The sequence below is a fragment of the Methylolobus aquaticus genome (genome assembly GCF_054172105.1).
In genome coordinates this window covers 126,198-149,458 of the sequence record NZ_JBSYXP010000006.1, presented here as the reverse complement: position 1 = coordinate 149,458, position 23,261 = coordinate 126,198, and the positions used below count along the sequence as shown (strand labels likewise).

Sequence of the window (23,261 nt, the reverse complement as noted above, 5' to 3'; positions counted from 1 at the left end):
CTGCTGGTCTATTTGTCGGGCTGAAGCCCGACCTACGACCCGACCTGCGGCCCCGACCGACATTCGGCTTACTGGCAGGCCTCGCAGGTCGGATCGTCGATCAGACAGGCCTTGCCTTCGGTCGCCGCCTGGCGGGGCAGGGCGTCATCGAGCGGGTCGGTCTTGACGGCGTTCAGCTTCCCGTCGAAGGCGGTGCTCTTTTCGACGTGCGTGGCGCCCAGCGAACGCAGGTAATAGGTCGTCTTGAGCCCGCGAACCCACGCGAGCTTATACAGCGTGTCGAGTTTCTTGCCGGAAGGCTCCGACATGTAGAGGTTCAGCGACTGCGCCTGATCGATCCATTTCTGGCGGCGGGCGCCGGCCTCGACCAGCCAGCGGGCATCGATCTCGAAGGCGGTGGCGTACAACTGCTTCAGGTCCTCCGGGATGCGTTCGACATTCTGGACGCTGCCGTCGAAGTACTTGAGGTCATTGATCATGACCGAATCCCACAGATCGAGTCGCTTCAGATCCTGGACGAGGTAGGGATTGACGACGGTGAACTCGCCTGACAGGTTCGATTTGACGAACAGGTTTTGGTAGGTGGGTTCGATCGACTGGGATACGCCGCAGATGTTCGAGATGGTCGCGGTCGGTGCGATGGCCATGACGTTCGAGTTGCGCATGCCGACGGTCATTACGCGTTCGCGCAGGTCGTCCCAATCCAGCGTGAACGAGCGGTCGAGTTGGAGATAGCCGCCGCGCGCCTGCTCCAGCAGGTCGATCGCGTCATGCGGGAGAATTCCGCGGCTCCACAGCGAGCCCTGGAACGTGGAGTAGCGACCGCGTTCCTCGGCCAGATCGGTGGAAGCCTTGATCGCGTAGTAGCTGACCAGCTCCATGCTGCGATCGGCGAAGGCGATGGCTGCCTCGGACATGTACGGTATCCGCAACTGGTACAGCGCGTCCTGGAAGCCCATCACGCCCAGTCCTACCGGACGGTGCCGCAGGTTGGAGCGGCGCGCCTGCGGTACGCTGTAGTAGTTTATGTCGATGACGTTGTCGAGCATCCGCAATGCTGTGCCGACGGTGCGCTCGAGCTTGGCCACGTCGAGTTGCCCATCGGCGCCGATGTGTGCCGACAGGTTCAGCGAACCCAGGTTGCAGACGGCGATCTCGGAGTCGTTCGTATGCAGCGTGATCTCGGTGCACAGGTTCGAGGAGTGCACTGCACCCACATGCTGGTTCGTGTAACGGATATTGCAGGGATCCTTGAAGGCGATCCACGGATGGCCGGTCTCGAACAGCATCGAGAGCATCTTGCGCCACAGCTGCAGCGCCGGCAGGCGCTTGAAGACCTGCAACTCGCCGCGATCGGCCTTTTCTTCATAGGCGCGATAGCGCTCTTCGAAGGCGGTGCCGGTCAGGTCATGCAGATCGGGCGTGTCATTCGGCGAAAACAGGGTCCAGTCGCCTTCCTCGGCGACCCGCTTCATGAACAGGTCGGGAACCCAGTTCGCGGTGTTCATATCGTGCGTCCGGCGGCGGTCGTCGCCGGTGTTCTTGCGCAGTTCCAGGAACTCCTCGATGTCGAGGTGCCAGGTTTCGAGATAGGCGCAAACCGCGCCCTTGCGCTTGCCGCCCTGGTTCACGGCCACGGCCGTGTCGTTGGCGACCTTCAGAAAGGGCACCACGCCCTGGGATTTGCCATTCGTACCCTTGATATGGGCGCCCATCGCGCGGACCTGCGTCCAGTCGTTGCCGAGGCCGCCGGCGAACTTGGACAGCATCGCGTTGTCCTTGATGGCACCGTAGATGCCATCCAAGTCGTCGGGGACGGTCGTCAGATAACACGAGGACAACTGCGGGCGCAGGGTGCCCGAATTGAACAGGGTTGGGGTGCTCGACATGAAGTCGAACGAGGAGAGGAGGTCGTAGAACTCGATCGCGCGGGTTTCGCGGTCAACCTCGTTGATCGCCAGCCCCATCGCGACCCGCATGAAAAAGGCTTGCGGGAGCTCAATTCGCACGCCATTGCTGTGGATGAAGTAGCGGTCGTAAAGGGTCTGCAGACCCAGATAGCTGAACTGCAAGTCCCGTTCCGGCTTCAGGGCCTGTGCCAGACGCGGCAGGTCGTACCGGGTCAGTTCGGAGGACAGCAGTTCGAGTTCGGCGCCGCGCTTGATGTAGCGGGCGAAATAGTCGGGATAAAGTTCGCTGATCTCCTGTTGGGTGGCTTCGAGATGTCGACCCTCGATGAAGCTCAGGGCCTCACGACGAGCGATATCGAGCAGGAGGCGCGCCGCGACATAGGAGTAATCGGGTTCCTGTTCGATCCGGGCCCGCGCACTCATGACCAGCGTGGGGACGACGTCGTTCTCCGGCACGCCATCGAACAGGTTACGGTGCGCGTCGGCGAGGATCCAGTCGGCGTCGACCCCGCTCAGGCCACGGCAGGCCTCGCGCACCAGTCGATCCATCCGCGCGCGGTCGAGCGGGCGGGTCGTGCCGTCCGGGAAGGTGACGCTCAGCGCGGTGTCCTCGTCCGGGCGGGTCTCCTCCTTCGCCGCTTCGGCCCGCAGCCGCGCGCGCTCTTCGCGGTAGAGGACATAGGCGCGCGCGACCTTGTGGTGGCCGCTGCGCATCAAGCCGAGTTCCACCTGATCCTGCACATCCTCGATGTGCAGCGTCCCGCCGGATGGCAGACGGCGCAGCAGCGCCTTGACGACCTGATCGGTCAGTTCGTCGACCGCGTCGTGGATACGACGGCTGGCTGCCGCGCTGCCGCCTTCGACCGCCAGGAAAGCCTTCGTGATCGCCACCGTGATCTTGCTGGCGTCAAAGGACGTGACCTTGCCGTTGCGCCGGATGACCTTCAATTCCCCCGGTGCGACGCTGCGCAGTTCCACGGGAACGGTTGTCGGCGGGGTGGGCGGAAGGGGGCGGGCGGTTTGGGTGGCGAGAGCGGATTCGGATTCCATGCAGCGCTCCTGTGCGGTATCGGGATGGTGATCGGATCGAACGGCTGACACTATACGATGTGGTTTTCTCTAGCGTCAAGCACAAGATAGTGTGTTTTTTCTGTGCAGATCCTGTGGATAAGCTGTGTTCTGAAGCCGTACCTCCGCGCGCGTTGGTGCCATCGCAGGCCGGGCGGGACAGGGTTCTTCGGGGCTTGGGGCGCGGTGCTGCAGATCCGCGTCGTCGCGTTCGCCTTATCCTGGGCAGGGCTTTGTTGTAGACTCAGCCGCCTGATTAAGGAGGGCCCGGGAGAACATGCAATCCGTCCGCGAATGGCTGAGTGACTGGGTGCGGCGCGTACTGCCCAATTCGCAGGCGGTTTCGTTCGCGCTGTTGCTCACCCTGGGCTTCGTCGTGGTCGTCGGTCTGGCCGACATGTTGATGCCGGTCTTTGCGGCCGGTGTGATTGCCTATCTGCTGGAAGGGATCGTCGCGATTGGCGTGCGCGAACGGCTGCCGCGGCTGATTGCCGTCATCGTCGTCTATATCTTCTTTCTTGCTTTTGTCTTCTTCACCTTCTTCGCGCTGTTGCCGCTCCTATACCAGCAGACGGCACAGTTGATCGAACAGCTGCCGGCGTGGGTCGGTCGTGGACAGGTGCTCGTGTTGCAGCTGCCGGAGTTGTATCCGGAGTTCATCACGACCGAGCAGACCTACGAGTTCATGAATACGATCCGGCGCGAGTTGCTCGCGTATGGCCAGTCGATGCTGACCTATTCGTACTCGTCCCTGGTCAGTGCGCTGACGGTGCTGGTGTACGCGATTCTCGTGCCGATGCTGGTGTTCTTCTTCATGAAGGACAAGGATCGGATCATCGGCTGGTTCAATCAGTATCTGCCGCGTGAACGCAATCTGTCGATGCGGGTCTGGCGTGAAGTCGACATGCAGATCGGTAACTACGTCCGGGGTAAGTTCATCGAGATCCTGATCCTGCTGGGGACGAGTTACTTGACCTTCACGTTGATGAACCTGAACTATGCGCTGTTGTTGGCGGTGCTCATGGGAATCTCGGTGATCATCCCTTATGTAGGCGCCACTCTGGTCACGATCCCGGTAGTGATGGTGGCCTTCTTCGAGTGGGGTGTCACCGATGAGTTCTGGTATCTGCTGCTCGCCTACGCAATCATCCAGGCCGTCGACGGGGTGGTGCTCGTGCCGCTGCTGTTTTCCGAGGTCGTGAATCTGCATCCGGTGGCGATCATCGTCGCCATCCTGTTCTTCGGCGGGCTGTGGGGCTTCTGGGGCGTGTTCTTTGCGATTCCGCTGGCGACGCTGGTCAAGGCCGTGCTGACCGCGTGGCCGCGCTTGGGTGAAACCGGACAAGACCTCGTCGCGTTACCGCCCGATCCTCCCGAAGTGCCCGTGTTGTCGCCGCTGTCGCGGAACGACTCGTAAATCCGACCCCGCCGCAGGACTGCGGGGATTACCATCGGTAAGGGTGTATGGCGGTGAAGCCGTGCACCTTGGCCTTGGGATGGAAGGTGGGCGGTGTCCAGTGGGCATCGGCCTGATCCGCCAGATGCTTTGCCAGCCACAGCGCCTGGCTGCGGATTGGCATGACATACGCGTAGATCCGGCCGTCCTCGAACTCCGCGACATCACCCAGCGCGAAGATCGCCGGGTCCTGGGTGGCCAGATTGCCGCCGACGCGAATTCCCCGGTTCACCGGAAGTTCAGCGTCGCGCGCCAGGTTTGTCCTGGGACTGAAGCCGCAGGCGACGACGATGCCGTCGTAGTCGGCAGGGTCCGGTCCCGTTGCCCCCAAGACCCGTGCGCGGCCACGGTCGGTAACGAAACCCTGGACGGCGGTGTCGACACGCAGCTCGACACCGGATTCCTGCAACACCGCCGCCAAGCGGACCGAGTCCTCGTCCTCCAACTGGCGCTCCATCAGACGGGGCAGGGCATGGAACAAGGTTACCCGGTCGCCTGCCTTGGCGAGATCGGAAGACAACTCGCAGCCGATCAGGCCGCCGCCGATGATGGCCCAGTTCGGAGTCCGCCCGGTATCGAGTACGGTCGCGCGGAGTCGCCGCAGGGCCAACAAGTCATCCAGGCTGTTCAGGACCCGAAACAGCGGGCGATGCGGCCGGAATGGACCGGGAATCAGCGGGTCAGAGCCCACGGCCAGTACTAGCCGGTCGTAAGGCTGCGCCGATTCGGTGCCGTCCAGCCGATACCGGATCTGCCGCAGTGTGCGCTCGATCGCGACGGCCTCGGCGCCTGCGATAACCGCAATGCCGGTCTCGACGAGCGCGTCGAAGCTGCGCAGCACGATCTTCTGCTCGATGTCCGACCGGGAAAATCCGTGCGAAAGCAACGGGCGCGAATAGTACCCATGGGTCTCGTGGGTCAGCACCGTGACGGTCGCGCTCGGGCAGGTCTTGCGCACCTCTTCCGCCAGCGTGACGCCGGCGATGCCCGATCCGATGATGACGATGTGCACGTTTCCGCTCCTATCGAGTGTCGCCGCCCGAGGCTTGGGCCAGGGTTTTGGTGGTCATGGGTACGTTGCGACGCAGGAGTCTCCGCATCCGGCGTCAAAGCTCACGGGTGGCGCGGAACTCGATCTCCGGCCAGCGTTCCTTCGTCAGTTCGAGGTTGACGCGGCTGGTCGCCAGATAGACGAGGTGCCCGCTGCCGTCTTCGGCAAGATTATCGTGCGCCTTGCGTTTGAAGTCCTCGAGCTTTTTTGCATCGGTGCATTCGATCCACCGTGCGGTCGTCACCTGCACGTTGTCGTAGATGCAGTCGACGCCGTATTCGCTTTTGAGCCGGTAGGCCGTCACATCGAACTGCAGCACGCCGACGGCGCCCAGGATCAGGTCGTTGTTGCGCAGCGGCTTGAAGAGCTGCGTCGCGCCTTCTTCCGACAATTGCTGCAGGCCCTTTTGCAGCGCCTTGGACTTCAACGGATCCTTCAGTACGACGCGCCGGAACAGTTCCGGCGCGAAGTAGGGAACGCCTTCGAACTTCAACTCCTCGCCCTGTGTAAAGGTGTCGCCCACCTGCACCGTCCCGTGGTTGTGCAGGCCGATGATGTCCCCGGCGTAGGCTTCCTCGACGTTCTTTCTCGAATCGGCCTGAAAGGTGATCGCATTGGCCACCTGGATCGAACGTTTCAAGCGGACATGATGCATCTTCATGCCCTTCTGGTAACGGCCCGAACAGATGCGCAAAAAGGCGATCCGGTCGCGGTGCGCAGGGTCCATGTTCGCCTGGATCTTGAACACGAAACCCGAGAAAGCTTCTTCCGAAGCTTCGACCTTGCGCTCACGCGCCTGCCGACCCTGCGGTTCCGGGGCATAGTCGGCAAAGGTATCGAGCAGTTCGAGAATCCCGAAGTTGTTGATCGCCGAACCGAAAAACACCGGTGTTTGCCGCCCGGCCAGATAGGCGTCCAGGTCGAAGCGGTGGCTCGCTCCCTGCAGCAGTTCGATTTCCTCGCGGACCTCGTCGATCTGGTCGCCCAGCACTTCATCGAGACGCGGGTTGTCGAGTCCCTGGATCACCTCGCCCTCGACGATGCGGTCGCCATGCGACGGGCTGAAAAGGTGAATCGTGTCGCGGTACAGATGGAACACTCCCTTGAAGCGCTTGCCCATGCCGATGGGCCAGGTCATCGGGGCGCACTGGATGTTCAGCACCGCTTCGACTTCGTCCAGCAATTCGATCGGTTCGCGGCCTTCGCGGTCGAGCTTGTTGATGAAGGTCAGGATCGGCGTGTCGCGGAGCCGGCAAACCTCCATCAGCTTGATCGTGCGATCCTCGACGCCTTTGGCACTGTCGATGACCATCAGCGCCGAGTCAACCGCGGTCAGGGTGCGGTAGGTGTCCTCGGAGAAGTCCTCGTGGCCCGGTGTGTCGAGCAGGTTGAAGATCTTGTCGCGGTGCTCGAACTGCATGACCGAGGTGGTCACCGAGATGCCGCGCTGCTTTTCCATCTCCATCCAGTCGGACGTGGCATGCCGCGACGCCTTGCGGCCCTTGACGGTACCGGCCAACTGGATTGCACCGCCGAACAGCAGCAGTTTCTCGGTCAGCGTAGTTTTGCCGGCGTCGGGATGCGAGATGATCGCGAAGGTGCGGCGTCGGGCGGTTTCTGAGGGTAGTTGGGACATCGGGTTTTCGCGGCAGGTTCTGCGCGTATCGCCATCGCGACGATCGTTCGGGCCGCGCACGGCCAGAAAAGTGGGCGTCGGAAACAAAGAAGCCCGGCGGTGCCGGGCGGTCTGGCCTCGTCTGGGGCCGACTCGGATACGCTGCAATCGGATGCGGAAAGATACGACACCGACTGTTCGCCTGTCCAGCCGCTGCGGGTCACGTTAGAACGTGTCCGGCGCACCGTCTATTCAGCACCCTCCCGGACTAGCAGATCGTGGCCAGTGGGAGGAGCCCAGATATTGCGGCCAGCCGCTGCAGAGTGCCAGTATGCACCCGTCGCGCCTGGCTCCGATGGACTGACGTCGCTACTTGGGGTCGGCCCCGACATCCAGCGTTGGCCGCGCGGTGCCGGAAGGCTAAATGCGTTTGATCAATCCGATCAGAAACAGCAGCGCGATCGCACCAACCGTCGCCATCATGATGGACCCGGCCAAGCCGCCAGCGGCGGCGATCCCGAAGAAGCCAAAGAGATGACCGCCGACGACGGATCCGACGATCCCTATGACAATATTGCCCAACAGGCCATAGCCGTGCCCCTTTACGATTTGGCCGGCGAGCCACCCGGCGATGGCGCCGATGGCGAGGAAGATGAGCAGGTTGGTGTAGTTCATGGCGGCTTCTCTATGGGTCGATGAACGCCAAAGTTTAGGGCCACCTACCCTCGGCCGGCTAGCGGCCCGCAAGCTGCCCTGTGACACTGCGGTATTCGCTACGGCATCGGCATACATTCTGGGTTTGCCGTCGATCAGCTACGCGTGGACTCAGTGGAACTGCCCTTGGCAGGCAGCGTCCTGCTTCCGTAAGGGATAGCTATGGGCTTGGCTCAGACGCTGAGCACGTCGGCTTGCGGAACGCCGGTGACAGGGTAGATGTTTTCTGACCGCAAGCATCGGCGACGCTCGCGGCGACAGGTTCGACCCGCAGTGCCGGCAAGAGGCAGCTCGCGGACTCAGTCGCTCGCGTGTCCGAGATGGCGTGACCTCGAATCATCGGCATCTGCGAGGATCCGAAACCCCGGTTGTGTTCGGGTCTCGGGCGCCGCCGACCGATCCGTAATGACCAGTGATGCGCCGGGTTCGAGCAGGTCGTAGACGCGTTGCGAGAACTGGGCCGGCACGCGCACGCGGTCCGCGAGGTCCGGTCGTAAGGACAGCTTGCCGGTTTCCGACGGTAGGCCTACCGCCATCCAGCGGCGTTTCGCGCGATTCGGGGCGAAAGGGCTCGGTTCGTGCGTCGTGCCTTCCAGCGCCACGAAAATGCCGGCCCCGAGCGGTTGCCCGGGATCGGTGATGTCGATGGCAGTCTCACCGATCAGTACCCCGTTGCGATATACGTACAGGCGCTGATCGGCCCCGCTGACGACCATGCTGACCGGTCCCTTCGGGGCTTTGTCCGGTTCCCACATGCTGGTTCGCCGCGTGGTCACACGTCCGGGAATGCGCTGGTCGGCTTGAGGATCCACCGGCGCGATGACACCCGGATGCACGATCGCCTCAGGGGCCGAATGGGCATCGGCGATGATCACATGCGTGCCGGTATGCGTGACGCTGTAGAGTTCACGGGAGAATTCCAGCGGCAGGCGGACGCAGCCATGGGAAGCCGGGTAGCCCGGGAGTTTGCCGGCATGCAGCGCCACGCCGTCCCAGGTCAGGCGTTCCATGTAGGGCATCGGGGCGCCCGCGTAGGTGCTGGACACATGGTGCTTGTCCTTTTCCAGCACGCTGAAGACCCCCGTGGGCGTTTCATGGCCCGGCTTGCCGGTACTCACGGTAGAAGAGCCGATGCGCACACCGTTGCGGTACACATACGCCCGCTGCTCCGGAATGCTCACGATCACTACGACCGGCCCGCTGGGCGAGCGCTCAGGATGCCAATAGAACTCGCCGGGTTTCAGTTCGGCGGCATCAGGCACATCGGGTATGAGCGCGGTAGCCCTGTGCGCTGTGGCCGCCGCCGACGGTACCGGGGGATGGTAGGAGGCACAACCGGCCGTTGTCAGCAGGCATGTAGCGAACGTCGCGAGTGCGAGTCGGGACAAGGCCATGATCCGGGCGTCAAACATCGGGTTGGGGTATGTCGGCGTTTGGGCGTAGAAATTGGGATCGCGAAGAGGGTGTGCGGGATGTTTCGTCGGCGACATGATGGGGCCGGGCGCATTGGCGGCGCAACGATGAACCAATCTCCTCTTACCGCGCAAGCGCGCGGCCCCGCGGTCTTTTTTGCGGCGCGATGCATCACCGGTTGCGACGCAGTCGCGCTGGCCTCTGCGTCAGTCAACTGCCTGGGAAATCGTAAGAACGCTTGGGCGGCAACGCCTCGATGGCGTCGTCAGGGTTACCGGGGTGGTGTGGGGGTGCGCACTGCCACGCGGTGCGGCGCGTTCGCAGCGTACGTATCCGGCCGGGGTGTGATCGTGCTTTTCACCTTCGCCATGCACCTGCGGCGAGCGAACGCGTGCGTTACGTTGATAATAATGGTGGGCCGTGCTGGATTCGAACCAGCGACCACTGCATTAAAAGTGCAATGCTCTACCGACTGAGCTAACGGCCCCAAAGCACGCTATGGTAGCGTTGCAGCGTTCTCGAATCAAGTTTCGGGCCAGCGGGATCGGCCATTCCGGTGCGCGTTCACAAGCCCGAACTCAGCAGCACCAGAGTCTTTATTCGGCTTTTTCATGACGCTATTCACCAAGCCCGGGATTCTCGCACAGGGCGATCTTCGGGGAGCATTGTTCCGGCTGCCTCGGACCCTTTACGCGAGGGCACTACCGTTGGGCGTCCTGCTGCTCTGTCTGAGCGGGTGCGTGTGGCTGCGTCTCCTCGAGGTGAAAGGGCAGGTCAGCGATTTCGACCAGAATGTCCGGGTCGAGATCACCGACCGGCTCGCGCTCCGGTTCCGTCACCCGGTGATGTATGCGGAGGATTTCCGCTATCTGACGGAACTGGAGCCGACCCGCATCGAGCCGAACCCGCCGGGGATGCGCTGGACCGTCGATTTCCACAAGCTGGATACGCACGGGAAGGTCGAACTGCCCAGGAAGACCTTGAGCTTCTGGATGGACTTCAACGCCGAACAGAAGCTTTCCGGTTTTGCGTTTGCGCCGCTCTTTCTGGCCATGGCTCCGCCGGAGTTTCTCGAAGCGTCGATCCGTTCGTTGGGGAAGGGCAGCGTGGATACCGGCCATCGGCAACTCCGCGTGGACCCGCGCGATCTGCCGACGATTCATGCCCGTCTCCCAACGCGGAGCGTCATCCAGGGCATCTTCGGGAAACCTTACTCGAAGACAAAGGATGGGGAGGGTACGCGGGTCGTCTACCGCTTCCTGGCCGATGTGCGGCCGCTGACCCCCAAGGCGGAAGCAAGGCGACTGGCCGAGGTCCACCTGTTATTTCAGGGTGCGGACGAGAGCCTGGCCCAGATGCAGGGTCGATTCGTCGGGCTCAAGCTGCGTATCGACTACCGTAAATTGCAGGGCAGTCAGAGGGTCGCTGCGGATTAGGGCCGCCGCGCCGCGGTGGAACCGTCGTCGGTCCCGCTCGCGGCGCAGCGTCGCCCGGTTCGCTGTCGAGGATGACTCAGTCCAGCGACAGACCTTTCAGGTAGTCGCGAAACTGTTCGGACACTTCGTGGTGCTTCAGACCCTGCTCGACCGAAGCGATCAGGTAGCCGAGCTTCGAGCCGCAATCATAGCGTCGACCATGAAATTCGTGGGCCAGCACCGGCTCGTCGTGCAACAGCATCGCGATGGCGTCGGTCAGCTGGATCTCGCCGCCGGCGCCCCGTGGCACATAGGCCAGCTTGTCGAAGATGGCAGGGGTCAGGATGTAACGCCCGACGACCGCCAGATTCGACGGCGCTTCGGCCGGCTTGGGCTTTTCGACGATCTGATCGACTTTGCCGAGATTCGTCTCGACGGAGTGGGCCTTGACGATGCCGTAGCTTCCGGTCTCGGACGGATCGACCTGTTCGACGCCCAGGATCGAGCACTGCCACTCGTCGAAGACATGAACCATCTGGGACAGGCAGCCGTTGTGGTTGTCGTCGATCATGTCGTCGGCCAGGATGACCGCGAACGGCTCATCACCGACCACCGCCTTGGCGCAGTTGACCGCGTGGCCCAGGCCCAGGGCCTCTGCCTGCCGGATGTACACGCAGGTCACGTGCGGTGGCACGATCTCCTGCACGATCTTCAGCGTTTCAGTCTTGCCGCGCGCCGCCAGTTCGGTCTCAAGTTCATAGGCTTTGTCGAAATGATCCGTGATCGAGCCCTTGCTGCGCCCGGTCACGAAGATCATGACGTCGATCCCGGCCGCCACGGCCTCCTCGACCGCATACTGGATCAGCGGCTTGTCGACGATCGGAAGCATCTCCTTGGGGCTGGCCTTGGTTGCCGGCAGGAAGCGTGTGCCCATGCCCGCAACCGGAAAGACCGCTTTTCTAATCGCCTTTTTCATTGTTCAGCTCCGGAACGGTTGATTTAGGATGGCAGCTTGCCCTGGTCGCGCAGGTACTGGATGACCGCCGCCGCGCAGTTTTCGAGGCTATCGGTTCCGGTATTGACGCTGATCTCAGGATTTTCGGGGGCTTCGTAAGGTGAGGTGATCCCGGTGAAATCGGCGATCTGTCCGTCGCGAGCCTTCTTGTACAGGCCCTTGACGTCGCGATCTTCGCAGACCGTGATCGGCGCGTTGCAGTAGATCTCGATGAAATCGCCGGGCGCGACCAGCGAGCGCACCAGCGCGCGGTCGCTGCGGAACGGCGAAATGAAGGCGGTCAAGGCGATCATGCCGGCTTCGACGAACAATTTGCTCAGCTCGCCGACGCGGCGGATATTCTCCTGCCGGTGTTCGGAACCGAAGCCGAGGTCGGAGCAAAGTCCATGGCGGATATTGTCGCCGTCGAACACGAAGGTGCGGCAGCCGAGTTCGAAGAGCATTTCCTCGACGCGGTGCGCCAGGGTCGACTTTCCCGCGCCCGAGAGACCGGTAAACCAAAGAATGAAGCTCTTGTGCCCGTTGAGTTTCTCGCGATCCTCCCGTTTGACGACCGCGTTATGCCAGACGATGTTCTTGTCCATTTGCCTCCCGTTGAATGATGGATGGTCGGCCGGAAGCGGCCACGCCACTGGCTACCGGACCACATCTTATCCGAAATTGGTATCTAACGGACGCGCCGCCGTGTGCCTTGCACCACGCGACGGCGGGGTGCCCCAGGTCACGGTGCCGGGATGCAGTCGCTATGTCTCCGCTTCAGGGACGGCGTCGGCGAGTGCTGCGGCGTCGCGCCGTGCCTCTTGCTGCCACTGCGCAATCTCTGCCGCGGAGGCGCGACGCGAGGGCGAGAAAATCTGCGTGCAGGCGAGCGTCAGGATGGGCAACACGATGAAGCTGCCGGTCAGTGCCTGAAGTAGCAACCGGTCGCGGTCTACCTCGGGATTGCCGCTGAGCGCCACGTCCACGGTCACCTTGAGCTGAAACACGACGATTCCGGTCCAGAACAGCGGCGCGAAGAGTCCCTGACCGGGCAGATTTCGTGTCACGCGTTCCGGACGATGTGGCGGCGTGCCCTGGCGAAACAGATACACATCAATGCGCTGGTTGACCCAGAGTGTCACGAGGGCAACGGCAAACCAGCCCGCATAGTTGACCAGAGGCACGCCGAAATGAATACCGGGTTCAGGATAATGGTAGATCTCGCCGAGAGCCCAGAAGCGTCCCTGCAAGGCAATCGGATCGATCACCAAGTCCGTAACGACCATCAGCACCGCGCCCAGCACCAGGGTTGCCGGCCCATTCCGAGTCTCCCGGGAAGTGATGCGCTGCACGTCCCAGCCCTGGTTCCAGAGCGGCGAGAGCAAGAACTGGGCGAACGAGAAGCTCACGTAACTCAGAAAGGAAAAGGACAAACTGTCGAAGAACGGTACGCCGCAGATGACGAGATCCCGCGTGAGTGCGGGGGCGTGATAGCTGTACCAGCCGAAGGGTATCCCATGGTTGATACTGCTCCATTCGGCGAGGAAAGCCACGAGATAACCCGAGACCATCCAGAGGAACGTGCGCTTCCAGCCCTGTTCGAGGTAGGAAAGCGCCAGGAAAGCCAGCATGAAGACGGTCACATAGGGCCGAAAGCTGAGCGACCACAGCAGGTTTTCGAACATCCTACAGATCCGTTTCCCTGGCGGCGGCCGGCCGGTAACGCGGCGTTTTGAGGCTGGCGCGGTCTCAGAACATGCCAAGCTGGAGTTTGGCGACTTCGGACATCATCTCACGCGACCAGGGTGGGTCGAACACCACTTCGACGCCCACCTCGGCCACGCCCGGGAGGTTCTTGACGCCGGCCTCGATGTCCTGTTGCAGGATGGGACCCATGCCGCAGCCCGGTGCGGTCAGTGTCATGATGATCTCGACGCGGTGTTGCCCCTCAGCAATCGGGATTACCCGGCAGCTGTAGATCAGTCCCAGGTCGGCCACATTGACCGGGATCTCGGGGTCGTAGATCGTCTTGAGCACTTCCCAGACATTCTGCTCGACCGTCTCGGCATCGAGCCCGTGGGCGATCTGGCCGGCGATGGCCGGTTCCTTGCCCAGCGCATCGGCATCGACCGCAGCGATACGCACCATGTAACCGCGCTCGGTCGTCACCGTGAAATTGCCGCCGAGCTGTTGATACAGCGTCACGATATGCCCTTTCGGCAGGACGCCGGGTGTCCCGTCGGGTATCTGAACCATATTCACGTCCCGCTGCAGAACGATGCTTTCGTTACCGTACATGCACTTGACCTGTGGTATCAACGTTTGGAATCGGTATGCCGGACGCGTGACTGGTTCCCGCAGCCGCTAACAATTCGATCAGTTTCGGGCAGAGCTGGCCGGCCTCCGGCAGGTCCGCGCGGCCGCCGCCGGGGAAGGCCCGCAGGTGCACCGGCGATCGGAATGGACCGGGCAGAAACGTGTGGATGTGCACCTTTCCCGCGGCGGCGGTTTCCTCCGCAAGAATGGTCGCGAGACCTTCCATCGCCATCTTGCTGATGCCGTAGGCACCCCAGTAGGCCTTGCCGGCCCGCGCTGCGGTGTCGGACACGAATACGATCGAGGCATCTCCGCTCCTGGTTAACAGCGGCAGCAGGGCGCGGGTCAGTTGCAGCGGAGCGGAACAGTTCACCTTGAAGGCACGCTCGACTTCGCGTGCGCCGAGGTCGACGATGGGGCCCAGCACCCCGGCATCGTTGGCTGCGTGCAGAATCCCGTGCAGTCCCCCGAGTTCAGCTTCGACGCGCTCGGCAAGTTCGGCAAAATCGGCTTCGCTCGCGCCCTCCAGATCTAGTGGGTACAGCAGGACGGTGGCGCTCTCATCGTCGGCCAGGATGTCGTCGTACAAACGTTCCAGACCCCGGAGATTCTTGTCGGCCAGAACGACGGTGGCCCCCGCGGCGACGCAGGCAGATGCGGCCGCGCGCCCCAGGGTGCCGGCGGCACCGGAAATCAGGAGAGTGCGTTCTTCCAGCAAGCGGTTCATGAAAGTTAGGCGATGAGCCGCGGCTGCAGCCAGCCGAGAAGCTCAGTTGGGGTTAATAGGGTTCCATCGGCACCCCATGCGTCGGGGCGGTCATCCGCGGCCAAATAGCCGTAGGTAGCGGCGAGGGTCATCATATCGGCGCGCTGTCCGGCCTCGATGTCGGAGCGGGCGTCACCGACGTAGACACAGGCCGCAGCCGGCTGGCCGATACGCCGGCAGCCTTCGTTCAACGGCAGCGGGTCCGGTTTGCGCCGTGCCGTGGTGTCGCCGCTGATGATGGCGCGAGCCCGTTCGTTCAGTCCGAAGGCAGCAACCAGCGGATCTGTGAACCGCGTGAGTTTGTTTGTCACGATACCCCAGGGGATGCGGCGACAATCGAGTTCATCGAGCACTGCAGGAATACCCTCGAACGGACGCGTCTGCCGGGCAAGATTGTTGCCATAGAAGCTAAGGGCCGAGGCGAGCGCCGCATCAAGGATTGCTGGTTCTTCGATGGGGACCACCGTCCGCAGCATCGCGGCGACGCCACGCGAGATCAGGGGTTGCAGGCGCGTGCTTGGCTGTTCCGGCAGGCTGACTTCGGACAGTGCCTGATTGACTGCAGCGATCAGGTCGGGGGCGGTGTCGAGCAACGTGCCGTCGAGGTCGAACAACACGCCTTGCACCGGCGAAGTCGGGCGGTTCGCCATTCAGTCCAGAGGCCTTTCGAACGCTGCGAGATAGTTCACGTCCAGGTCGTCGCTCAATTCGAACCTGTCCCATAGCGGGTGATAACTGATGCCGCGCAGGTCGAGCAGCGACAGGCCGGCCGCGCGGGCGTAGCCGCAGAGTTCCGACGGACGTATGAAGGTGTCGAACTGATGCGTGCCGCGAGGAATCATCCGCAACAAGTACTCGGCTGCGACGATCGCCAGCAGATAGGACTTGAGCTTCTTGTTCAGCGTCGAAAAAAAGACCTTGCCGCCGGGCCGCACGAGTTGCGCGCAGCTGCGCACGATCGAGGCGGGGTCGGGCACATGCTCCAGCATTTCCATGCAGGTGACGACATCGAAGGCCCCTGGCTGTTCGCGTGCCAGTGCTTCGACGCTGATGCAGCGGTAATCCACGGCAAGCTCTCTGGCCTGAGCGTGCTGACGAGCGGCGTCTAGCACTTGTTCGCTGAGGTCGATACCGAGCGCTGCGGCGCCGGCATCGGCGAGTCCCTCGGTCAGGATGCCGCCGCCGCAACCAACGTCCACCGCGACGCTACCCGCCAGGGTGGCGTGCTCCCGAATAAAGTTGATACGGAGCGGATTGACTGCATGTAGTGTTTTCAGTTCACCGCGCGGATTCCACCAGTCATGCGCCTTGCCGCCGAACTTGGCGATCTCGGCTTCGTGCACATTGATTCCTGCCGTCATCATGTTTCGATCTCCTTGTCTGCGGCCCGAAGCTTGTGGCGCCAGCTTTCGCTTCTGTCGCAAATCTCCGCGGTGTCGAGCGTCGTCAACTCCCGGTCGTTCAGCAAGTGCCGGCCGGCAACCCAGACGTCGCTGATGTGGTGCCGGCTGGCCGCGTAGATCAGATCCGACACCGGGTCGAACAGCGGCAGCGTTTCGATTTCGCCGAGTTTGACCGCGGCACAGTCAGCGTATTTGCCGACGCTAAGCGAGCCGATCTGATCCCCCAGCCCCAGGGCTTGGGCGCCATTCAGTGTAGCCATGCGCAGTGCGGTGTGGGCCGGTAACGCGGCAGCGTCGTTCGCGACGGCCTTGGCCAGCAAGGCAGCGGTACGGGTCTCGCCGAGCACGTCCAGGTCGTTGTTGCTGGCGGCCCCATCCGTGCCGATGGCGACATTGACTCCCGCCTTTAGCAAGCGCTGAACCGGGCAGAAGCCGCTGGCCAGTTTGAGGTTCGATTCGGGACAATGCACGACGCTGGCGCCGCTTTCGGCCAGTGCGGCGATCTCCTCGTCGGTCAGCTGGGTCATATGCACCGCCACAAGCTGTGGACCCAGGATATCCAGTTGCTGCAGTCGCTTGAACGGCCGCATGCCGTAGGCGCGTCGCCCCTCGCTGACTTCGTCGGCCGTTTCGTGCAAATGGACGGTTACGGGACAGTCCAGTTCGGCGGCCAGCGTCTGCATGCGCTGGAACACCGGATCCGAAACCGAGTAGGGCGCATGCGGTGCGAAACCGGTCGTTACCAGAGGCTGATGACGCATCTCGTCATGTAGGGCAAGACCCTTGGCGAAATACTCGTCAGCTGTCTGTGCCCAGTTGGTCGGAAAATCGACCAGGATCATGCCTATCGCCGCACGCATGCCGATACGGATACATTGCCGGGCAGCCACCTCGGGATAGAAATACATGTCATTGAAGCACGTGACGCCGCCTCGGAGCATCTCGGCGATGGCCAGATCCACGCCGTCGCGCACGAAGCTCTCGCTCACCCAACGTTGTTCCAGGGGCCAGATGTGGTCCTGCAGCCACTCCCGCAATGGCCGGTCGTCGGCGATGCCGCGCATCAGTGTCATCGCGGCATGGGTATGGGCATTGACGAGGCCGGGAATCAGCGCGTGCTGAGCCAGTGTCTTGCGATGTGCAGCGTCATAGCGGCGGTGGGCTTCCTCGGCCGGCAGCAGATCCAGGATCCGCCCGCCGTCCACGATCAGAGCGTGATCCTCGTAGACCGCGCCCTCGGGCTCCACGGGTATGATCCAGCGTGCTTCGATTAACCAGTCGACCTGCATGAGCTATAAACCGAGCTTTACGCTAGACAATACCATGTCTGGCGGGCCCTTGCACGGGCGCCGGCCGCAGCGGAATCCGCCCCGGCTAACCGCGTTACACTGTGGGCTTGATTTCGTATCCAACCCTGCCGCGACTCGTCATGGACTCTTTCCGCAAACTCAGCAATCGCATCGCGGCCGTTCAGACCCCCGTGATTCCGCAGATCGCGGCACTTATCCGCGAGTACCCTGATTGCATCTCGCTGGGGCAAGGGGTGGCGTGGTACGGTCCGCCTCCCGAGGCCCAGGCCGCGTTGCAGGGGTTCTTTGCCGAGCCCGTTCATCATCGTTACGGCCCGGTCGACGGCATTCCGGCCCTCAAAGCGGCGATTGCACAAAAGCTTTCGACGGAGAACGGCTGCCGGGGTGAGCTTGCCGGCCGCATCATCGTGACCGCCGGCGCCAACATGGGTTTCCTGAATGCCGTGCTGGCGATCGCCGATCCGGGCGACGAGATCATCCTGCCATCACCGTATTACTTCAATCAGGAGATGGCAGTCCGCATCGCCGGCTGCCGGCCGGTGTTGGTCCCGACCGATGACGACTATGGACTGCGTCTCGACCTGCTGAGGGCGGCGATCGGCGAGCGGACTCGGGCGATCGTGACGGTCTCGCCGAACAATCCCACCGGCGCCATCTATCCGGAAGCGGCGCTGCGTGCGGTGAACGCCTTGTGCGCGAAGTACGGTCTCTACCACATCAGCGACGAGGCCTACGAATACTTTCTGTTCGACGATGCTCGGCACTTTTCGCCCCTCGCCATCCCCGAAGCGGAGGCACACACGATTGCCCTGTATTCATTATCCAAGGCTTATGGTTTTGCGAGTTGGCGTATCGGCTACATGGTCATTCCCGGCCATCTGCACCAGGCAATCGCAAAAATCCAGGATACCAACCTGATCTGCCCCCCACTGGTTTCTCAGCATGCGGCGGTCGGTGCCTTGGCGGCCGGTGCACGTTATTGCAAGGATAAGTTGGCGGTCACTCGGCGCGTGCGTGAAGGGGTCTTCGCCGCGTTGGGGCAGATCGGCGATCTTTGTGTATTCCCGCGCACGCGGGGCGCGTTTTATGTCCTCTTGCGGGTCACGACACCGCTGGATTCCCTGAGGGTCGCCGAGCGCCTGATCCGGGAGTATGGCGTTGCTGTGATCCCGGGCCTCGCATTCGGCTGCACGGAGGCTTGCGCGTTGCGCGTGGCCTACGGAGCGCTGGATGAGACAACCGCCGCGGAAGGCATGCGCCGGCTGACGCGCGGTTTGCGCGCCATCTGTCGAAACTGACCATTTCGCCGAATGGAGGGTACTGGCCAAAGCCGCTGGGATCCTCGAAACGGCGGGGATTTCCTGGCGGTGGGGTTGAAACGGGCGCTTTGACCGATTTCCCGCCCTTCGGGTAAGGTGAACCGACGCAGAAGCGCGCGGCGACGCGCTCCGATTCTTCCAGACATCCCCACCTTCCTCAGAGAGCGAGCAATGCTGGCAACAAAGCGGTACGAGTACCTTCCGATAGAAAGCATCGAGTTTCACCATACCCTGACGAACCACCGCGAGTTCGATCGCGCCAAGGTGGCGCACCTCGAAAAGGATATCGTCGCCAACGGACTCTTGGAGCCGCTCGTGGTCTGGGAACGCAACAGCGGCGAATACTATCTGGTGGGTGGATTTCACCGGATGGAGGCGATCCAGGGTATCCGGCGAGAACATCCCGGGTACTTCGACCGGATTGACGTCCGCGTGGTCAGCGGCGATCCGGACGAGATCAAGGCGCTGAATCTGAAGCTGAACTCGGACCGGGTCGACACGCGTATCACGGACTATTTCCAGACGGTGATCTACTTGAACAATGCCAATTGGTCCAAGGCGAGGATGGCGGAGTTCTTCGACAAGAGCGTGAGCTGGATCGAGGACATCATCCGCTATGCGCCGCTGGTGACCCCACCGATGCGGGAGAAACTCGCGAGCGGTGACCTGTCGTGGAACCGGGCCCGCGAAATTCTGCAGAAGGCGCTCAAGGCGCCTGCCGGAAACGAGAGGGCCATCATCGATTCCGAACTGGCGAGTCCCTTGCGGGTGGTTGCTAAGCCCTTGCCGCTGGGCAGTACCTTGAAGCGGGTATCGAGTTTGCTCGAGACGGAGCCCAAAAAGACCTTCAAGGTGACCACTCAGGACATCCATGCGTTGCTGGTGACATTGCAAGGGCGGCGTGTCGACGCGGAGCACATCGAGCGTGCGCGCAAGGCCTTTCCGATGCTTTGGGCGGATTGACGGGCCCGCGCGCGGCTCGGTTGATCACGGCCAGGCTGATTGCTGAGACGCTCAAGGCAATGCACTGGACGCTGCGACGTTTCGCGATGCGGCGCCCGCGTCGGTAGCGGGTCGCAGGCATGGTTCGCGGAGGGAATCCAGTGGGAGTGCCGGTAAAAAAATCCTAGAAATACAGTCAGGAATTCATGTTATGCTGCGTCGAGCGACACAGGCGGATTTAGCGTTTTCGCACTCGCCAACACATAATTTTCAATCACACTCGACGTCGCAAGAGTGGGCCTAACGCGGAATATCGATGAAGTTTCAAAAAGTTGTTTGGATAGCAGTGTTGTCCGCACTGCTGACGGGTGTGGGCCACACGGCCGGCGGTCCGATGAATGAGGACCTGACGCCCTTGGCGGCGCCCGCTCAGAAGGTCATTGAGGCTGGGAAGCGCGGTGAAGCGGAAGCCTTTCTGACCGAAGCCAAGGATCTCCTGGCCAAGGCCAAGGAAATGCCTGCTTCTGCCGCCCAGCAGAGAATTGTCGGCAAACTCAAGATCGCCGTCGCGGAAGGCAAGGACGGAAAATTGACCGAAGGCGTCCAGGCCGTAGAAGAAGCCATGACCGACATGAAGAAGTCCGGTCCGCCCAAGTTCGGTGGCGGCACCTGATCGCCACGCCGCACTGAGCCAGGTCCCTTGCGAACCGGGCAGTGGGCTAACCTCGTCCGCGCCTGCGTCGGGGTTAACGTCGCGACGAAGCCAGGTTAAGGCTGGCTGAGGGCAAGGCCGAGTTCCACGAAACGGGTTCTGATCGAATCGACACGCGGGACTGACGGGCATCACTGTCTACTAGACTTCAGCCCGTCCCCCCGATGTTGGTTTTCCGGGGAGGCGCAAGTGATCTCGGCGACCATATGGGTACCGAGTCGGGGCGCGAAGGAACGAAGGAACGCTTGTCTCCGTCTTTCGCGTTCAGCCCTAGGCCTTGCTAACCATCCGCAGCCCCCGGTGGCAGCTCCTGCGCACCGGGGACGGCGTGTCAGCCCGTCTTATCCCAAGGCGCCCATGCGCTGACAGCGTCTATCGTGTCTCTCTGTTCTCGGCTCGGACTAGCGTGACGCTCAGGAAGCCAAGGAACCTTGCAGGCGAATGCTGCAAGGTTCAGGTGCCAGCGGATCCACGTCGAAAGCGAGTGTCTCCGGTTTGTGCAGCAGACCGTCACCACCGGATGCATTTGGATTCAACTGCCGCTTTTCTACGAAATCGATCATGCGCGCGACGTTGTAAATCGCCAGTACGCGGTCCTGATGCTGCATCGGGTAAACGAGATAACCCACGTTGTTTTCGCGTAGCCTGGGATTGCGGGCAATCAGGTCATCGATGGCGTCGGTGTCACCATCGGCGTAGGCGCGCCAGATCGAGTCGGCATGCGTTGCGCTCAGCATCCGCAACAGCGGTGCCAAGCTGCCGTGCAGTTGAGAGTCTTGAAGCTTCGTGACCTGCTCCTCCGAACAGGAGAAACTCTCGGCCACCAGATAGTGCCGATTCCGTTCGCCGTCGTTAGCGAACAGCGAGATCTTCGACAAGGCTTCGTCCTCCACCGCACTAAGGAATGACTCCGGCGCTCGGATGTGCTTGTAGACCGTGACGACCCAGGGCAGGGCGCGGCCGGTTCGCTCATAGCGCTCCTTGACGCTGTCGATCACCGTCGATCGCACCAGTTCCCCCTCGCGCCCTTCCGGCTTCACGATGAAGGCGTCCACGGCAATCATGTGGGTATGAAATCCCGCGTCGTGGAATTTCTCGATGATCCGCGCGTAGCGGGGGCGATAAGGGATGCCGGTGCCGTCATACAAGAGGTTGATGCCATCGATGCGCGCCTGATTGGCGACCAGGTCGCGCAGCCGGTTGGCGAATGGCTCGATGTAGACATAGTCGTCACTGTGGTGATTGGCGGCCGTCAACACCTGATAGAGGTCGCTCTTCTTCCGAAACTCGTCGAGTGAAGCGATCACGAAATTCTCGCCGCACTGGGCCTGCGCGATCTGCTCGACGGCGGTTTTTCCTGACCCTGCTCCGCCCATGCACATGAACAGCGTCGGGTTTGCCGTTGGCGTCTTGCCGGCGAAGATGGCTTCCTTTTCCTTGTGCAGGATGCGCATCGTCCGTAACAGCCGCTCATGGGCGATTTCGACGCCCCGCTGCAGCCGGGGGTCGTCGGCGGCCGAACTGAGCAGCTTGCGTTTCAAGGCGGAATTGGTCGCGATGTCGAAAATGGTCGCCTGCTCGCCGCCGCATTGTTTGAGCAACTCCAGTACCTCGGTATGACTCTGGGCGCGCAGCCCGGTCATCATGTTGACGTCGAGGCAGAAGAGGGGGGCTGAGCCATTGCCGGGCAGGGTAATGCCGTCGATTTCCATCTTGTCCGCAGCACGCAGGTTTTCGGTGCCGGGCAGATAGCCAACGATACGCGCCGGGTCGCAGCACGGATAGTCGGCGAAGTGGGTTTCTGACGAGAACAGCTCGTCATTCACACAGTCCACGGGAACCAAGCCACCATTGACCAGTACCAGGCAGTCCAGGCCTTCCGCCGTGCGATGGAACAGGAACGGGATACCGGTGACAAAGCGCTTGTGCTCGGGCCATTTGCCGTAACCATTGGGCTGATTCGGCAGGCGGCGGTTCCGGCTGGGGTCGAGTGCGTGCTCGAAGGCGGCGATTAAATCCTCGCGCCGGCTCTTGTGATCATGGAGCGCCACGGCATCGCAGGCCTCGAGCCGACGGAAGTCGATGCCCTGTTCGTACACGGCCCGGAAGGCCGGCAGGCGGCCGAGGGCGGTGATGAAAAAGTCCAGGGTAATCCGGTTGCCGTAGGTGAAGGGGCGCACCTGTCGCATGTTCTCGTAGAAGTCGGCCAGCCGCTCTGCGATATTGCGGGTCTCGATCACGAAGCCGTTGTTGTCGAACAGGGCGGTCTCGGCATGCTGTTCGTCATCGTAGACAAGGCGCGCAATGGTTTTGCGGAACAGTTTCCGCTTGGCCGACTCGGTCATGGTCCCAGGACGATGGCTTGCGGTCGCCTGCTCCTTCCAGTGGTGGAAGAGTTCACGGTGAATGCGCGAGAAGAGCGCGGTCAGGTAGGTCACCCTCTTGGTCTGGTCATGGGAGACCGTCGCTTCGGCCTCCTGCTGCAGGGCGGGTAGCAGATGGGTTCCCTGCGCGATGGCCAGAGCGGTTCGGAGTTTTCGCAACTGCTCGTCGCCGGCGATCGCGGGATGCTTGGAATAGGTCATGCTCGGAGTGATGCGGGTTGGTAGGGGGATGTGGGTAACCGTGCGTCCGCGTCCGACCTGCGGGTATTCGGCTGGCGAAAACCTTCCTGATCCGACCTTGGGAGTCGTGAGGCTCTCGCGGCCAGTCACGCGAGAGACGTTCTTGATTGTACGCGAACGGAGCCGAGAATTTGGTTCAACAACATGAAGCGACGGGGGTTTCGAGGTTGCCTCCCGCCCCGGGAACATACGTGAGTGCTGTTCCCGAGCGATCGAATATCGCCCGTTGATTC

The 23,261-nt window shown here is 62.2% G+C and carries 19 protein-coding genes and 1 tRNA gene; 5 read left to right on the top strand and 15 right to left on the bottom strand.

Features of this window, described 5'->3' with window-relative positions; genetic code table 11:
• Positions 1-68 precede the first annotated feature (68 nt).
• Positions 69-2,960, bottom strand: coding sequence for a ribonucleoside-diphosphate reductase subunit alpha (locus tag ACW73L_RS09750; protein ID WP_498921726.1), 2,892 nt, complete (start codon positions 2,958-2,960; stop codon positions 69-71).
• 295 nt (positions 2,961-3,255) lie between these two features.
• Between ACW73L_RS09750 and ACW73L_RS09745 the strand changes: the two genes are divergently transcribed.
• Entirely contained in the window at positions 3,256-4,395 is a 1,140-nt protein-coding gene (locus ACW73L_RS09745) for an AI-2E family transporter (RefSeq protein ID WP_498921725.1), read from the top strand.
• Positions 4,396-4,423: 28 nt separating this feature from the next.
• Here the strand turns inward: ACW73L_RS09745 and ACW73L_RS09740 are convergent, their stop codons facing one another.
• From ACW73L_RS09740 to ACW73L_RS09720, 5 genes are all read right to left on the bottom strand, one after another.
• Positions 4,424-5,446 carry an NAD(P)/FAD-dependent oxidoreductase gene (locus ACW73L_RS09740; RefSeq protein ID WP_498921724.1) on the bottom strand — a complete coding sequence of 341 codons (1,023 nt, stop codon included), beginning with the start codon at positions 5,444-5,446 and terminating at the stop codon, positions 4,424-4,426.
• Between the two features lie 94 nt (positions 5,447-5,540).
• Complete coding sequence (locus tag ACW73L_RS09735; protein ID WP_498921723.1) at positions 5,541-7,121, bottom strand: peptide chain release factor 3; 1,581 nt, start codon at positions 7,119-7,121, stop codon at positions 5,541-5,543.
• Between the two features lie 399 nt (positions 7,122-7,520).
• Entirely contained in the window at positions 7,521-7,775 is a 255-nt protein-coding gene (locus ACW73L_RS09730) for a GlsB/YeaQ/YmgE family stress response membrane protein (protein ID WP_498921722.1), read from the bottom strand.
• Positions 7,776-8,113: 338 nt separating this feature from the next.
• Positions 8,114-9,226: a L,D-transpeptidase gene (locus ACW73L_RS09725; RefSeq protein WP_498921721.1), complete on the bottom strand. Its 1,113-nt coding sequence runs from the start codon at positions 9,224-9,226 to the stop codon at positions 8,114-8,116.
• A 412-nt stretch (positions 9,227-9,638) separates the two neighbouring features.
• A tRNA-Lys gene (locus ACW73L_RS09720) sits at positions 9,639-9,714 on the bottom strand.
• 124 nt (positions 9,715-9,838) lie between these two features.
• On the opposite strand from ACW73L_RS09720, the gene ACW73L_RS09715 reads away from it, so the two are divergent.
• Complete coding sequence (locus ACW73L_RS09715; protein ID WP_498921720.1) at positions 9,839-10,663, top strand: hypothetical protein; 825 nt, start codon at positions 9,839-9,841, stop codon at positions 10,661-10,663.
• Positions 10,664-10,739: 76 nt separating this feature from the next.
• On the opposite strand, the gene galU is transcribed toward ACW73L_RS09715, so the two are convergent.
• From galU to ACW73L_RS09675, 8 genes are all read right to left on the bottom strand, one after another.
• Positions 10,740-11,618, bottom strand: a complete 879-nt coding sequence (gene galU / locus ACW73L_RS09710; RefSeq protein WP_139556953.1) for a UTP--glucose-1-phosphate uridylyltransferase GalU — start codon at positions 11,616-11,618, stop codon at positions 10,740-10,742.
• 23 nt (positions 11,619-11,641) lie between these two features.
• A complete protein-coding gene (gene cysC / locus ACW73L_RS09705; RefSeq protein WP_139556954.1) occupies positions 11,642-12,241 on the bottom strand; it encodes an adenylyl-sulfate kinase in 600 nt (199 codons plus the stop codon).
• A gap of 159 nt (positions 12,242-12,400) precedes the next feature.
• Positions 12,401-13,321 (bottom strand): carotenoid biosynthesis protein, encoded by a 921-nt coding sequence (locus ACW73L_RS09700; protein WP_498921719.1) that lies wholly within the window; start codon positions 13,319-13,321, stop codon positions 12,401-12,403.
• Positions 13,322-13,385: 64 nt separating this feature from the next.
• Complete coding sequence (sufT, locus tag ACW73L_RS09695) at positions 13,386-13,934, bottom strand: putative Fe-S cluster assembly protein SufT (protein ID WP_498921718.1); 549 nt, start codon at positions 13,932-13,934, stop codon at positions 13,386-13,388.
• Positions 13,924-14,679, bottom strand: coding sequence for an SDR family NAD(P)-dependent oxidoreductase (locus tag ACW73L_RS09690; protein WP_498921717.1), 756 nt, complete (start codon positions 14,677-14,679; stop codon positions 13,924-13,926). The genes sufT and ACW73L_RS09690 overlap by 11 nt, the downstream gene beginning before the upstream one ends.
• 5 nt (positions 14,680-14,684) lie before the next feature.
• Complete coding sequence (locus tag ACW73L_RS09685; RefSeq protein WP_498921716.1) at positions 14,685-15,368, bottom strand: HAD family hydrolase; 684 nt, start codon at positions 15,366-15,368, stop codon at positions 14,685-14,687.
• Positions 15,369-16,079, bottom strand: a complete 711-nt coding sequence (gene ubiG, locus ACW73L_RS09680; protein ID WP_498921715.1) for a bifunctional 2-polyprenyl-6-hydroxyphenol methylase/3-demethylubiquinol 3-O-methyltransferase UbiG — start codon at positions 16,077-16,079, stop codon at positions 15,369-15,371.
• On the bottom strand, positions 16,079-17,410 hold the full coding sequence (locus ACW73L_RS09675) for a TRZ/ATZ family hydrolase (RefSeq protein ID WP_498921714.1): 1,332 nt from the start codon (positions 17,408-17,410) through the stop codon (positions 16,079-16,081). The genes ubiG and ACW73L_RS09675 overlap by 1 nt, the downstream gene beginning before the upstream one ends.
• A gap of 140 nt (positions 17,411-17,550) precedes the next feature.
• Here ACW73L_RS09675 and ACW73L_RS09670 point away from each other — a divergent pair, with 140 nt between their 5' ends.
• The 3 genes from ACW73L_RS09670 (at position 17,551) to ACW73L_RS09660 (ending at position 20,365) form a co-directional block, all read left to right on the top strand.
• A complete protein-coding gene (locus ACW73L_RS09670; protein WP_498921713.1) occupies positions 17,551-18,729 on the top strand; it encodes a pyridoxal phosphate-dependent aminotransferase in 1,179 nt (392 codons plus the stop codon).
• Between the two features lie 192 nt (positions 18,730-18,921).
• Positions 18,922-19,713, top strand: a complete 792-nt coding sequence (locus ACW73L_RS09665; RefSeq protein WP_498921712.1) for a ParB/RepB/Spo0J family partition protein — start codon at positions 18,922-18,924, stop codon at positions 19,711-19,713.
• A 373-nt stretch (positions 19,714-20,086) separates the two neighbouring features.
• A complete protein-coding gene (locus ACW73L_RS09660; protein WP_498921711.1) occupies positions 20,087-20,365 on the top strand; it encodes a hypothetical protein in 279 nt (92 codons plus the stop codon).
• 452 nt (positions 20,366-20,817) lie between these two features.
• Here ACW73L_RS09660 and ACW73L_RS09655 read toward each other — a convergent pair whose 3' ends face one another.
• Positions 20,818-22,989: a zeta toxin family protein gene (locus ACW73L_RS09655; protein WP_498921710.1), complete on the bottom strand. Its 2,172-nt coding sequence runs from the start codon at positions 22,987-22,989 to the stop codon at positions 20,818-20,820.
• Between the last annotated feature and the right edge of the window lie 272 nt (positions 22,990-23,261).

Coding starts and splice junctions, on each gene's coding strand:
- ACW73L_RS09685 (WP_498921716.1), bottom strand. CDS start 15,368: ATGGCGAACCGCCCGACTTCGCCGGTGCAAGGCGTGTTGTTCGACCTC.
- ACW73L_RS09745 (WP_498921725.1), top strand. CDS start 3,256: ATGCAATCCGTCCGCGAATGGCTGAGTGACTGGGTGCGGCGCGTACTG.
- ACW73L_RS09715 (WP_498921720.1), top strand. CDS start 9,839: ATGACGCTATTCACCAAGCCCGGGATTCTCGCACAGGGCGATCTTCGG.
- galU (WP_139556953.1), bottom strand. CDS start 11,618: ATGAAAAAGGCGATTAGAAAAGCGGTCTTTCCGGTTGCGGGCATGGGC.
- ACW73L_RS09735 (WP_498921723.1), bottom strand. CDS start 7,121: ATGTCCCAACTACCCTCAGAAACCGCCCGACGCCGCACCTTCGCGATC.
- ACW73L_RS09690 (WP_498921717.1), bottom strand. CDS start 14,679: ATGAACCGCTTGCTGGAAGAACGCACTCTCCTGATTTCCGGTGCCGCC.
- ACW73L_RS09730 (WP_498921722.1), bottom strand. CDS start 7,775: ATGAACTACACCAACCTGCTCATCTTCCTCGCCATCGGCGCCATCGCC.
- ACW73L_RS09665 (WP_498921712.1), top strand. CDS start 18,922: ATGCTGGCAACAAAGCGGTACGAGTACCTTCCGATAGAAAGCATCGAG.
- sufT (WP_498921718.1), bottom strand. CDS start 13,934: ATGTACGGTAACGAAAGCATCGTTCTGCAGCGGGACGTGAATATGGTT.
- ACW73L_RS09655 (WP_498921710.1), bottom strand. CDS start 22,989: ATGACCTATTCCAAGCATCCCGCGATCGCCGGCGACGAGCAGTTGCGA.
- ubiG (WP_498921715.1), bottom strand. CDS start 16,079: ATGACGGCAGGAATCAATGTGCACGAAGCCGAGATCGCCAAGTTCGGC.
- cysC (WP_139556954.1), bottom strand. CDS start 12,241: ATGGACAAGAACATCGTCTGGCATAACGCGGTCGTCAAACGGGAGGAT.
- ACW73L_RS09670 (WP_498921713.1), top strand. CDS start 17,551: ATGGACTCTTTCCGCAAACTCAGCAATCGCATCGCGGCCGTTCAGACC.
- ACW73L_RS09725 (WP_498921721.1), bottom strand. CDS start 9,226: ATGTTTGACGCCCGGATCATGGCCTTGTCCCGACTCGCACTCGCGACG.
- ACW73L_RS09660 (WP_498921711.1), top strand. CDS start 20,087: ATGAATGAGGACCTGACGCCCTTGGCGGCGCCCGCTCAGAAGGTCATT.
- ACW73L_RS09750 (WP_498921726.1), bottom strand. CDS start 2,960: ATGGAATCCGAATCCGCTCTCGCCACCCAAACCGCCCGCCCCCTTCCG.
- ACW73L_RS09675 (WP_498921714.1), bottom strand. CDS start 17,410: ATGCAGGTCGACTGGTTAATCGAAGCACGCTGGATCATACCCGTGGAG.
- ACW73L_RS09700 (WP_498921719.1), bottom strand. CDS start 13,321: ATGTTCGAAAACCTGCTGTGGTCGCTCAGCTTTCGGCCCTATGTGACC.